Here is a 12411-nt window from a genome sequence, read left to right as displayed (position 1 = left end):
TTAAGCACGCCGCCAGCGTTCATCCTGAGCCAGGATCAAACTCTCGTTAAAAGTGTTTGTATCCGAGTCAGAATTAACTACTAGCTAATTCTATCCCTTTTACTGTTCTTACCACCGAGATCTCTCTCAGTGATGGGTGCATCTTTTATGATGCTGTTCTTTGAAATTTTCTCTTTAAGAAATTTTCAAGGGTTTGTTGTCTATTGTTTAATTATCAAGGTTCTTTGCTGTTTTTGCTGTCGTTCTTTGTCGTCAGCGGCAACTTTTATAGGATATCATATCTGTTGTCGTCTGTCAAGAATTTTTCAGATTTTCTTTTGTTTCTTTTTGCTCTCAAGAACTCATTTTTTCTATTCCCTCAAGCGACAGCTTGATAAGGTTACCACACTTTCCTGAGATTTGTCAACAGCTTTTTACGTTTTTCCCCTTTTTTCTTGCGTATTAATTTAAGAATATTCTGAAAACGGAGAGCAAAAGGGTCTGACCCCTCAAAAAATGCGAAGGCTTTGATGAGCCTTCGCATTTAACATGGCATATTATTCCACTATTTTTATGAAATACTTTCCATTATTATTAGTCATACATGAACATATTTAGGTTTTATCTAATTTCCATTCGTTTCCCTCTTTCCGCTAATTGTCTGGGCAATAATATTTCTCATGATATCCTCACTCAATTGCCCGCTCAGATAACCAAATACCTTACCTTCTTTTGTAAACATGAATGTAGTAGGATATGACTGAATGCCATACTGATCGAATATGCTTCCGCCTTCATCCAGCAGAACCGGATAGGTATATCCGTTATCCTCCAAAAATTGTTTTACATCTTCTGCCGACTGCTCCCGTCCATATTCAGGTGCGGCAATTCCCAGTATAACAACCTCAGAATCTTCTTCCTTTTGGTATTCTTCATAGAGCTTCTGTATTTCCGGCATCTCCGCGCGGCAAGGCGGACACCACGTTGCCCAGAAATTCAGAAAGACGGTCTTTCCTTTATAATCAGATAGCTTATGCACATTCCCGTATTGATCCTTTAATTCAAAATCAATCGCATCCGGTAGTTCCACTGCACTGTCCTTTGCATTACTGTCATTATTTTGCCCTTCATCCCTGGCTTCTTCCGATGTTTTATCCTCTTTCTTTGCAGAATCTCCTTCAGGTTTCTCTTCACCTTCAGACGCCTGCTTTTCCGTCTTCGTATTATCCTGCTGCGCTGTCTGCACCTCTGAAAGGTATCCCGTAATAGCATTCATTTTTCCGGTGAACATCATAAGCCCCATTAAAATCATGAGTACTCCGCCCACCTTCACTGTATATTTGACAACGTTATTATGTTTCTTAAACAAATCCAGTAATGTTGTACTGAAGATGCCTACTGCTAAAAATGGCAGTACGAACCCCAGTGTATATACGCCAATCAGGGCGAATCCCCATACCTTCGTGCTTGCTGAAGCTGACATCAGCAGAACACTGGAAAGCGCCGGTCCAACACATGGTGTCCAGGCAAAACTGAAGGTAAATCCCATGATCAGTGCGGTCCATGGTGACATAGCCAGTTTATCCAGATGAAACGGCAGTCTGTGCTCCTGGCTTAAGACCTTTGATTTTCCAAATATCCCAAGCTGATAGAATCCGAATACAACAATCAGAATTCCGCCAATCCGGGCAAACATGCTCTGGCTGCCCTTGAAGAAATTTCCAAGCACGGAGGCTCCAAATCCCAGTAAGAAGAAGGTAAAACTGACGCCGATCACAAAAAACAAAGTATTGATCATAACCTTTTTCCTGCTGAAATAAACTTTACCGTCTTCTCCGACCTTTCTGGTCCCCCCCGCCAGATATCCAATATAAAGCGGAATCAGCGGAAGCACACAGGGTGAAAAGAAACTCAGTAGTCCCTGAACAAATACCGTTAGAACCGGTACGCTAATATCTAATGAAAATCCCATATCATATTCTCCCTATTTCGCATTTTTATTTAGTAACACAACATCCGGGATCAAATGATACCGAAACGTCAAATCTCTAAACATTAAATAAGTCATTCAATGCTTCCCCCATGGTTGGATGTGTAAATATCATATTCTTCAAAACCGTATACTCGAGACCGGCATCCATTGCCACTTTTACCAGATTAACCAGTTCATGTGATTCCTCACAGAAAAGATGCGCCCCCAGTATTTTATTGGTATCTACATCAATCACAGCTTTCAGAATCCCTTCCGGCTGCTCCATTACCTGCGCCTTCGGAATTGCTGCTGCCGGAAGCTTAGCGATCTTTACATGATACCCCGCTTCCACAGCTTCCTTTTCACTCATCCCAACTCTTGAGAATGGAGGGTTTAAAAATACACTGTAAGGTACTGCTCCACGTTTGTCAAGTGTGTAGCTGCCGTCCCCAAGCACTTTGGAAGCTACAATTCTATAATCATCTAATGAAATGTAGGTAAATTGCAGACCCCCGACTACATCGCCCATTGCAAAAATATTCGGCGCGGTTGTTGTCCTTGTATTGTCCGTAATAATGCCGCCTCGCTCATTCACCTGCACACCTGCCGCTTCCAGATTCAGGTCTTTTGTATTAGGTCTGCGTCCTGTTGCCACAAGAATAGCATCTGCCGGCAGTATTTTCTTACCTTCTTTTGTTTCGATTACAACTTCCGTATAACCTTCCTTTTTCTGAATTTCCTGAACATGCACCTCCGTAAGTACTAAAGCACCTCTATTTTCCAGATTCCGTCTTACCATATCTGCAATCTCCGCATCTTCTCTTGGCAGAAATACAGGGCCATCCTGAAGGATTGTAACCTGAACTCCAAAATCCGCATAAATTGAAGAAAATTCAACGCCTATATATCCTCCGCCAATGATAACAAGGCGCTCAGGAAGCTTTTCCAGATCCAGCAGAGTTTCGCTTGTATAGACATATGGGTTTTCCTGGATCCCTTTGATTGGGGGAATAAACGGTGTAGACCCTGTATTAATAAAAAATCTTTCGCTATCCAGTCCTATAGTACCCTCTGCCGTAAGGACTTCAACTTTATGATCCGTAACGAATCTGGCTGTTCCATCTATAATTGTAATATTGGGGTTCTTATCCAGCTTCATATAATTCTTTGCTCTGAGTTTTTCCACAAGCTGCGTCTTTCTTGCTGCGGCACCCGCATAGGCAGCGCTTTTTTCTGTACATCCGTTGACTGCTGCCTCCGCACTGTGAACCAGTGACTTTGTCGGAATGCACCCTACGTTAATGCAGGTCCCCCCATACATCTTTGAAGACTTTTCAATCAGAGCCACTTTTCTTCCGGCTTTTCCTAATGCTCCTGCAATCGTTTTTCCACCTTTTCCAAAACCTATAATAATATCATCATATTTTGCATTCATAATACCCTCCTAAAATATGTATCTTTTTTTGTTTCAGTTATTACTGTAACTTTATCAGATACAGTTATGTATGTCAAGAGATTTTTGAAAAAAATATGGTATTTAGTATGGGGAACGCGAATGACAAGGAAAGCCCGGTGCCTGACGGGACAATGTCCTCGGGCGTAATGTTCTGACACTTTGCTAAGAAACTGTAGAAGAAAAGGGAAGGGGAAGAGAGGTGCATGCCGCATTTGGCCCGAATGCCAATGCATTCGCGCCGCAGGCGGCATCAGAATTTGTTTGGGAAAACAAATTCTGCCCTCTCTTACCCTTCCCTTTTCTTCAACCGTTTCTAAAGCTTGCTCTATGGATATTTGTTTTTTTATGTAATCGATGCGTCGTATATTTCCTGAATAGATTCTGCAAGCATTCTGTCGAATTCATCTTGTGTCTGGTCAGCCCGCAGGCCCTGCGAAAGTGCGCGTGAAAAGCTTGCCACTACGCCCGGATTCTTTGAGAGCATTGTATTTGCCTCGTCTCTGGTGTAGCCGCCCGAAAGTGCCACGATTCTCACGACTTTCGGATCTTCCAGAAGTTCACTGTAGTAGCCGTTTTGGGTCGGAAGAGTCAGTTTAAACATGAGTCTTACATCTGCAGGGACTTTATCCAGATAGCGGAGCAGCTCTCCTTTCAGAATCTTCTCTGCCTTTTCTTTTTGCGGGCTGTGGATATCTACTTCTGGCTCCAGAATTGGGACAAGCCCCTTTTTGGCTATCTGCATACCAACGCCAAACTGCTGGTCCACAATCTCACGTATCCCTTCCTCGTTAGCCATCTTTATTACGGAACGCATCTTCGTTCCAAAAATGTGTCTCTTCTTCGCTCTCTCCAGAAGCTCTTCCAGATCAGGCATTGGTTTCATAATCTGTACGCCGGCCTCTTCCTGTTCCAGCCCTTTATCTACCTTCAGAATCGGCAGGATGCCTTTTTCCTCCAGCAGATAATCTGCGGTGTACTTTCCTTCCATTTTCCTGTCCATCGTATTCTCAAATAAAATGGCCGCAAGTATGTGTTCAGATGTAAAGGCTTTACTCGTAATAATTCTCGTCCGCATCTTATGTACCAGTTCGAACATTTCATCATCATTGTGATACTGCGACTCATCAATTCCATATAGCCTCAGAGCTTTCGGTGTACTACCGCCGCTCTGATCCAAAGCCGCAATGAATCCATTACCTTCGTGCATTCTTTTCAGCTGTACTTCATTCATCAATCATACCTCCTCTTTCACGAAACCTTTATCCGATTTACTTTTGGTTGTTTTTATTGTAACACTTTTTCTCACAATTCTCAGTATTTTTTGCATATTTCTGAAAATTTCATTTGCATAATCCTTGGGGCTCCTTTACTATATATATGAGACTGTTACCCCAAACAGCACGGAATGTATTTCATAATTAGAGTGCCCGGCGCTTCAGGCTGCCCGGAAATTACTCTGTATAGCATAAACACATTCCAGAATTCTAATTTTATAAAGATCTAATAAAAAAACTAGGAGGAATTTTGATGGAATTTGTGCACAATAAAAATCAGATCGCAGTATATACCCCGGATTATCTGGTGGTTGCTGAGGTCACTTTTCCCGCAATTGACGCTGGATGCGTAGATGTCAATCACACATATGTAGATGACGTCCTGCGAGGACAGGGTATCGCAGGAAAACTGATGGAAGAACTGGTTTCAGAGCTTCGGCAGAGCGGACAGAAAGCTGTCCTCACCTGTCCATATGCAGTGAAATGGTTTGAAAAACATCCGGAGCATGCAGATGTTCTCAAGAAATAGCCTGCACTGACCTGACTAATCTGAATGTAAAATGTCCGGTGGAACACATCACATTATTTCTGATGCGTTACTGCCGGACATTTTTTAGTATTTTTTATTTTAGATTTCTATTTTAAATGGAAAGCACTTTTGATCTCAGTGATCTGTTCCTCACTGATCGGAACCATTTCCCCAAGATTCTTAGCAAATACGAGTGCTTTTGCACTATATTCCGCCACTTCCAGCCGGTCAAAAGCATTGAGAAGGCTATCTCCGGTTACGGCTAAGCAGTCGTTGCTTACCATAACAATGGGAGTGCTCTCGTTAAATCTCTGCGCGGCCTCTTCCGGTTTTTGATAAAATTCACAGTATCCGACTTTTGGAATATCCCGCATTAAGATATAGCTCTCCGGAATCGATTTTGAATCCAGTGGCTCGTCAGTCACTGCATATGCCATAATATAAGGCGGATGCGCAATAATTACAGAGTTGATCTCCGGATGCTGCTTATAGATCTCATCATGGATCTTAATAGAACGACTGGGCACTTTTCCCACTTCTTTCATATCCCTTTTAATGCATACAATATCTTCCACATCCACATATTTCCGGTCAACGTTGTACGGAGAAATCAGAAACCGTTCCTCATCCAGCCTTACGGAGAAGGAGCCCTGGGTAGAATTGACAAGCCCCTGGTCATATGCCCTGTGAATAATGCTGCACATATCTCTTCTGGCAGCCTTTTCGGCGCTTGTAATATTTTTTCTGACAAATTCGTCCATATTCAGATGGTTCTTAGTATACTTAAGCTGAATCTCTTCCTCCTTCAGATATCCTGGTGTACCAATGATAGCTGCATTGATCTGAAGCCTTGCACAGAAATCCAGATTCTCAAATGCCTTAAATGCGTTAAACAGGCTGTCGCTCCCCACTACCACACCATGATTCTCCAGCACTGCAATATCACAGCCTTTGGCAAATTCTTTAGCAATCTTGTCTCCCAGATCCTGGCTTCCCGGCAGACCGTATTCTGCTATGGCAATCTTGCCGCAGCCGACAAATGAATTCGGACTTAACAGTGTGTTCGGTACTCTTCGCACAATGCTGAACGCTACCAGTGCCGGCGGATGTGCATGCAGTACTGATTTTATATCATTTCTCGTTTTATAGATCTGCAGATGAAACGGATACTCGCTGGATGGTTTATGATTGCCAATAATGGTACCGTCCGGCTTGATACAAACCATGTCATTTCTTGTAAGATTTCCTTTATCCACGCTGCCGGGAGTAATCCATACGTCTCCGTTATCATCCAGGATAGATAGATTGCCTCCTGATGTTGTAGTCATACCATAATGATAGATACGATTCATCATCATGACAAGCTGGTCTGCAGGGTGTAACAAATTTATATTCATATATTCACTCCTCCTTTAAGAAAGTGTTTATTCTTTACTGTTTTCATGTTTATTATATTGGTTTTATGTGGTTTTGTCAATATATTTATGTGGTTTTTATTTGTTTTTTATTTTTGGTTATTTAGCCGTAAGGTTTAGTCATCTGCATGCGCCAATACTACAAGCTATCCGCAGCAGGCCCCAAATTTAAAAACCGGTTTTTCAGAATAAACTATCCCTCCATAGCAGGCCTCTGCGGGATTTTCCTTCCACAAAATTATCATTCTCATATTCTTATAAAATATAACAGGTATTAGATTTGCCCGCTATATTGAACAGATCTATTCGTAAAGCTGGCTGTAAAAATAAACAAGAAAAAAATCAAGGAGGTTTCCTCTTTATATATGTTTCTCTTTATATATGTTTCTCTTTATATCCGTTCGGATTCTGCATCTGCCATCTCCATGCATCCCGGCACATCTCTTCCAGGCCATGCTGTGCGGCCCATCCAAGCCCGGCTTTAGCTTTCGCTGCGTCGGAATAACAGATTGCAATGTCCCCTTCCCGGCGAGGTTTGATCTCATACGGAATCTCTTTTCCGCTGGCCTTTTCCATGGCCCTCACCATCTCCAGTACAGAATATCCTTTCCCTGTGCCCAGGTTAAAGATAGAAACGCCTTCTTTATCCTCCAGTTTCCTGACCGCCTTAACGTGTCCCCGCGCCAGATCGGCTACATGAATATAATCACGGACTCCCGTGCCATCCGGAGTGTCATAGTCATCGCCAAACACGCCGAGACTATCTAATTTTCCCACTGCCACTTGTGTAATATGAGGCATCAGATTATTGGGTATCCCCTTCGGATCCTCACCTATTCTCCCGCTCTTATGGGCACTAATCGGATTAAAATAACGAAGAATTACAATATTCCACTTAGGATCTGCAGTATTCAAATCTAAAAGTATCTGTTCCAGCATGGATTTTGTCCATCCGTACGGATTGGTGCACACTCCCTTTGGACATTCTTCTGTAATCGGAGTGAATGCAGGTTCGCCGTACACTGTCGCAGATGAACTGAAAACAAGATTCTTAACGCCATGATTTCTCATGACCTCACACAAGACCAGGGTTCCTGTTATATTGTTGTGGTAGTATTCCAGGGGTCTGCGGACGGATTCCCCAACCGCCTTCAGTCCTGCAAAATGAATCACCGCTTCAATCCGTTCTTCTGTAAAGATCTCTTCCATTGTTCCCTGATCCAGGATATCTGCCTGATAGAATTTTACGTGCCTCCCTGCTATCTCCTCCACTCTTTTCAGAGATTCTTCGCAGGAATTGCACAGATTATCCACTACCACCACTTCATATCCCACACCCAGCAATTCGATACAGGTGTGGCTTCCAATATATCCCGCTCCGCCGGTTACTAAAATCGCCATTATAATTACCTCCGTTTATTTCCTGTATTGTTCACGATCTGCTGTATTTCTGAACGATTTTCTGCATTATATCCCATTTTGCTTCCATATCCTGCACCAGTTTAAACTGGGTACGGCAGCGGTCCAGGTTTTGTTTTTCCCTGTGGATCCTGAAATAATGATCCCCCTGCAGATAATCAGTTAAGAACCTCATACCGCATTCAAATGTCATCACTTTGGCCCCGACCGGCATCAGCCGGATCTCCTTCTCCGTCAGCCTGCCGCCGCAGCCCTGGATAAAGCCTTTTGTATAGAGGTCAAACAGCTCCATGTCACAGGAAACTTTACTCAGATCCTGTTCATCCTCAGCGGCAGTACTTGCCCCAAAACGGATAGAATCGCCAAAATCGTTCATTGCCAGCCCCGGCATAACCGTATCCAGATCAATGACGCAGATTCCCTTTCCCGTTACATCATCAATCATAATATTATTTAATTTCGTATCATTGTGGGTAACACGAAGCGGAATCTCTCCTTTTGCCTGCAAATCCCCAAAGATATTTGCCAAAGCTTCATGTTCCAGCACAAACTGAATTTCTTTCTGTACAGAGTCTCTGCGGCCGCAGATATCTTCGGCCGCCGCATGTTTAAATACCTCCAGACGGGCTCTGGTATCATGGAATCCTTTAATTGTCTCATTCAGCGTCTCTGCAGGATAATCCGCAAGCAGCCGCTGAAAGTTTCCAAAGGATACCGCACTCTGGTAGAAGTCCTCCTGTTTTTTCACTTTATCATAGCTTGTGGCGCCTGTGATAAACTTATAGCTTCTCCAGTAATCGCCAAGGGAATCCACATAGTAGGATTTGTTCTCCACAGTCGGAATCACATTCAGGGTCTCACGTTCCGGGTCTCCGCCATTTTCAATGATACGTTCTCTTAAATAAGAAGTCACGTTCTGTATGTTTTCCATCAGTTCTGCCGGGTTGGTAAATATCTCACTGTTCATCCGCTGCAATATAATTTTCTTCTCACCAGTCCCGGGTAGACTGAAAGTCAGAAGAAAGGTGTCGTTAATGTGTCCGCTTCCATAGGGACAATCCCCTGTCAAAACACCTTCATACTGAAAATTTGCAAATACTTCCGCCTTTTGGTCATTTCTCACCTTATTCATTCGTTTCATTCCCCCACAGTTTCTCTGGATACATCCCTTCCTTTTTTAACTGGCGGATGGCTTCAACCACTACCGGTTTATCCTCTTTGTATGTAACACCGTACCATTTGTCCCGGGAGGTCAGCACCTGGACAGAGGCGCGTCCCTCTTCCACCAGACTGCTGACTACGGCCGGCAGAAAGTACTCGCATTTCTTTGGATTTTTACTCAACTCTTTTTTTAGGAATTTCGGGAATCCGGCTTTGATCTCTCCCAGAATGCTCCTTGTAAAGCCCCACATATTCATTGAAACAACAGTATCTCCGGGCAGCACTGTCCATTCTGCACCATGGTCTTCCGTAAAGGCAATCCCATGTACCCTCTTTTCAATCTGCGTTCTCTCCACAATCTTTACCAGCTCGCCTGCTTTATTCATGGTGCATACACCGCGTGCCACGTGCCCGTTTTCCGTCACGGTATTTTCCAGCTTATAACCAACCATTGTATAACGGTACTTTTCGTCATCTTCGTGTGAGGAGAGATACTCATAAATCTGATGAAAAGCATCTTTCCCATAATAGTCATCCGCATTAATGACCGCGAACGGCCCATCAATCACATCATCCGCACTCTGCACCGCATGTGCGGTTCCCCAGGGCTTTGTCCGTCCATCCGGCAGCGTATATCCCTCCGGAATATTTTTTATGTCCTGGTATGCATAGGCAACTTCCATGATTTCTTCCATACGTTTTCCTACCGCCTCGCGGAAATCTGCCTCATCCTGTTTTCTAATAATAAACACCACTTGTTCGAACCCGGCCCTTTTTGCATCGAAGATGGAAAAGTCCATGATGATATGCCCCTGCTCATCAATTGGGTCAATCTGTTTTAAGCCGCCGTAACGGCTGCCCATACCGGCCGCCATAATTACCAGCACTGGTTTTTTCATTTTCTGTACCTCCTGTCTGTATGACTGATGGATTTTACCTGTATACTTCATCCAGTCAGTCTGTTTTCTACTTATATGGTATTACAATTTATCTGTAATGTATTTGTACTATCTGTTATAACTTTTGCACAATCTGCTTTTTGTTATGCAATTTATTTTGTTTTTCGATGTAAAACGTGTATACTGATTTTAGTTGGAAATTTACAGGAGGCGCCGGAATATGGAATATAAGAATGTACGTCTGTCAAGCACCATATGCATAAATAATCTTTACACGATCCATTATTTTGAGTATATGAATACCTTTTCATTTATAGGGGAACGACATGATTTTTGGGAGTTCTGCTATGCCGACAAGGGCGAGGTGGGGATTACGGCTGAGAATAATTATATGATCTTAAAGAAAGGAGAGATTGTCTTTCACCAACCCAATGAATATCACAATGTAACAGCGACCGGTCTCTCCGCTCCGAATCTGGTGGTGATCTCCTTTGAGTGCAAAAGCCCTGCTATGAATTTCTTCCGTGGTAAAGTACTTCATATTGATGAAGTGGAGCGCTCTCTGCTGGCCAACATCGCGGTGGAAGCCAAAAACTGCTTTCTGGAACGCCTTGATGATCCATATCAGACTGAAATGCTTAAAAATCCAGAGAGGCCCTTTGGCTCCGAACAGCTTATCAAACTCTACCTGGAGCAGTTCCTTCTGCATCTGGCCAGAAGATACCAGTTCGGTACCGCTATGGACGGACAGATTCCCAAGGTCACTAAAAGCCGCAATGAAAAAGAAATTTTCCAGCATGTGGTTGATTATCTTGATAAAAATCTTTCTGCCCATCTTACCATTGAACAGATTTGCCGGGATACTTTGACCGGACGCTCACAGCTTCAAAGGATCTTCAGAGAACGAAGCGGCCTTGGCATCATGGAATACTTTTTCAGGATGAAGGTAGAGGCCGCCAAAGAAATGATCCGCATGAGCCAGCTTAATTTTACACAGATTTCCGAGAGACTTGGATACTCTTCCATTCACTATTTTTCACGGCAGTTCAAAAAGACCACCGGAATGACACCCTCTGAATATGCATCTTCCATTAAAGCGTTGTCCAACGGCTCCTTTAAGTAAAAGCAAACAAAAACCGGGGCTTTCCTCTGCGGGTTAATGAAAACCCACAAGAAAGCCCCGGCCCTTTTCCTTATAAACTATTCCTGCATATATTTATCTTTTAACTCTTTTATCATTTCTGAATAAGCACTGCTCTGCATCTGCTGGAGCATATTCATCTTGATTGACTCAATCACTTCATTCAGCGGAGCTGTTGCCGCTTCTTCTTTCTCCTCCACTTTAATCAGATGATAGCCAAACTGACTCTGTACCGGTCCGACTACATGTCCCGGCTCAGCAGCAAACGCAGCATCTTCAAACTCTTTAACCATCTGTCCTCTTCCAAACTTACCCAGATCTCCGCCATTTTCACTTGATGGGCACATAGAACTCTCTCTCGCTGCATCTTCAAAACTCTTGTCCCCGTTTGTTATGGACTCCAGGACAGCACTGCACTTCTCCTCGGAATCAGTAAGAATATGTTTTGCGCTCACCATCTCGCCCTTGGAAAACTGCTGTTTGTTAGCCTCATAATATGCTGACGCTTCATCATCAGATACCGTGATATCTTTCATAATTTCTTCCATTGCCATCTGCGCAAGGATGTCCCGCTTTGCATTTACCAGGAACTTCTCATATTTCTCTGTCTGATCCAGCTTCAGCTCTCCTCCCATTTTTGCAAATAAATGCAGTGCAATCAACTGCTCCAAACACTGCTGTCTAAACTGAGGGTTGGATATATATGCCTGACGATCCCTCGGGACGTTAAGCATAAATGCATCAAACTCCTCCTGTGTAATCTCTTCCCCTGCAACAACTGCTAATACTTCCTGGCTCATATGTATATTCTCCTTTTATTGTAATATGTCCATTATAGGTTGATTTCGCGAAACTTGCAAGGGGGTCAGACCCCTTTGCGATCCATTTTCAGAATATTCTAAAATTAACAACACTTTACACAACAAAAAAACGATACCACCGGGTACCGTCTCCTCATTCCATATGTATATACCTTCAAAACTGCATACAAAGAATTAAATCCATCCATTATCCTATCACCTTGTTTGGTTATGCCCTCGACCTATTAGTAACAGTCAGCTCCATGTGTTGCCACACTTCCACCTCTGCCCTATCTACCTCGTCGTCTTCAAGGGGTCTTACTAACTTGACGTTATGGGATATCTCATCTTGAGGGGGGCTTCACG

Annotated in this window: 10 protein-coding genes and 1 rRNA gene; 2 read left to right on the top strand and 9 right to left on the bottom strand. The window is 43.3% G+C overall.

Going from position 1 to position 12411, the window contains the following annotated elements:
- Positions 1 to 604: 604 nt before the first annotated feature.
- The 3 genes from HMPREF0240_RS23020 to HMPREF0240_RS23010 all read right to left on the bottom strand — a co-directional run bounded on the left by HMPREF0240_RS23020 (position 605) and on the right by HMPREF0240_RS23010 (position 4638).
- Positions 605 to 1951 carry a cytochrome c biogenesis protein/redoxin gene (locus tag HMPREF0240_RS23020; protein ID WP_009005792.1) on the bottom strand — a complete coding sequence of 449 codons (1347 nt, stop codon included), beginning with the start codon at positions 1949 to 1951 and terminating at the stop codon, positions 605 to 607.
- Positions 1952 to 2027: 76 nt separating this feature from the next.
- Positions 2028 to 3386, bottom strand: coding sequence for an FAD-dependent oxidoreductase (locus HMPREF0240_RS23015; protein WP_009005791.1), 1359 nt, complete (start codon positions 3384 to 3386; stop codon positions 2028 to 2030).
- A 364-nt stretch (positions 3387 to 3750) separates the two neighbouring features.
- Positions 3751 to 4638, bottom strand: coding sequence for a fructose bisphosphate aldolase (locus tag HMPREF0240_RS23010; RefSeq protein ID WP_009005790.1), 888 nt, complete (start codon positions 4636 to 4638; stop codon positions 3751 to 3753).
- A gap of 296 nt (positions 4639 to 4934) precedes the next feature.
- On the opposite strand from HMPREF0240_RS23010, the gene HMPREF0240_RS23005 reads away from it, so the two are divergent.
- The gene (locus HMPREF0240_RS23005) at positions 4935 to 5210 is read left to right on the top strand and encodes a GNAT family N-acetyltransferase (protein WP_009005789.1); all 276 of its coding nucleotides are present in this window, start codon (positions 4935 to 4937) and stop codon (positions 5208 to 5210) included.
- A gap of 107 nt (positions 5211 to 5317) precedes the next feature.
- Here the strand turns inward: HMPREF0240_RS23005 and HMPREF0240_RS23000 are convergent, their stop codons facing one another.
- From HMPREF0240_RS23000 to HMPREF0240_RS22985, 4 genes are all read right to left on the bottom strand, one after another.
- Entirely contained in the window at positions 5318 to 6607 is a 1290-nt protein-coding gene (locus HMPREF0240_RS23000; protein WP_009005788.1) for a class II aldolase/adducin family protein, read from the bottom strand.
- A gap of 393 nt (positions 6608 to 7000) precedes the next feature.
- Positions 7001 to 8026 (bottom strand): UDP-glucose 4-epimerase GalE, encoded by a 1026-nt coding sequence (gene galE, locus HMPREF0240_RS22995; protein WP_009005787.1) that lies wholly within the window; start codon positions 8024 to 8026, stop codon positions 7001 to 7003.
- 31 nt (positions 8027 to 8057) lie between these two features.
- Positions 8058 to 9176 (bottom strand): aminoglycoside phosphotransferase family protein, encoded by a 1119-nt coding sequence (locus HMPREF0240_RS22990; protein WP_035314739.1) that lies wholly within the window; start codon positions 9174 to 9176, stop codon positions 8058 to 8060.
- Positions 9169 to 10104 carry a sugar phosphate nucleotidyltransferase gene (locus HMPREF0240_RS22985; RefSeq protein WP_035314737.1) on the bottom strand — a complete coding sequence of 312 codons (936 nt, stop codon included), beginning with the start codon at positions 10102 to 10104 and terminating at the stop codon, positions 9169 to 9171. The genes HMPREF0240_RS22990 and HMPREF0240_RS22985 overlap by 8 nt, the downstream gene beginning before the upstream one ends.
- A 220-nt stretch (positions 10105 to 10324) precedes the next feature.
- Between HMPREF0240_RS22985 and HMPREF0240_RS22980 the strand changes: the two genes are divergently transcribed.
- Positions 10325 to 11227 carry an AraC family transcriptional regulator gene (locus HMPREF0240_RS22980; protein ID WP_035314734.1) on the top strand — a complete coding sequence of 301 codons (903 nt, stop codon included), beginning with the start codon at positions 10325 to 10327 and terminating at the stop codon, positions 11225 to 11227.
- 77 nt (positions 11228 to 11304) lie between these two features.
- On the opposite strand, the gene HMPREF0240_RS22975 is transcribed toward HMPREF0240_RS22980, so the two are convergent.
- Together HMPREF0240_RS22975 and HMPREF0240_RS22970 are read right to left on the bottom strand one after the other, a co-directional pair.
- Positions 11305 to 12045: a peptidylprolyl isomerase gene (locus HMPREF0240_RS22975; RefSeq protein WP_009005783.1), complete on the bottom strand. Its 741-nt coding sequence runs from the start codon at positions 12043 to 12045 to the stop codon at positions 11305 to 11307.
- 225 nt (positions 12046 to 12270) lie between these two features.
- Positions 12271 to 12411 (bottom strand): 23S ribosomal RNA (locus tag HMPREF0240_RS22970); the annotation flags it as partial.

The sequence above is a fragment of the Clostridium sp. D5 genome (genome assembly GCF_000190355.1).
GTDB lineage: Bacteria > Bacillota > Clostridia > Lachnospirales > Lachnospiraceae > Faecalicatena > Faecalicatena fissicatena_A.
Note: the sequence above shows the minus strand (reverse complement) of the source record. Positions and strands in the feature narration are given on the sequence as shown.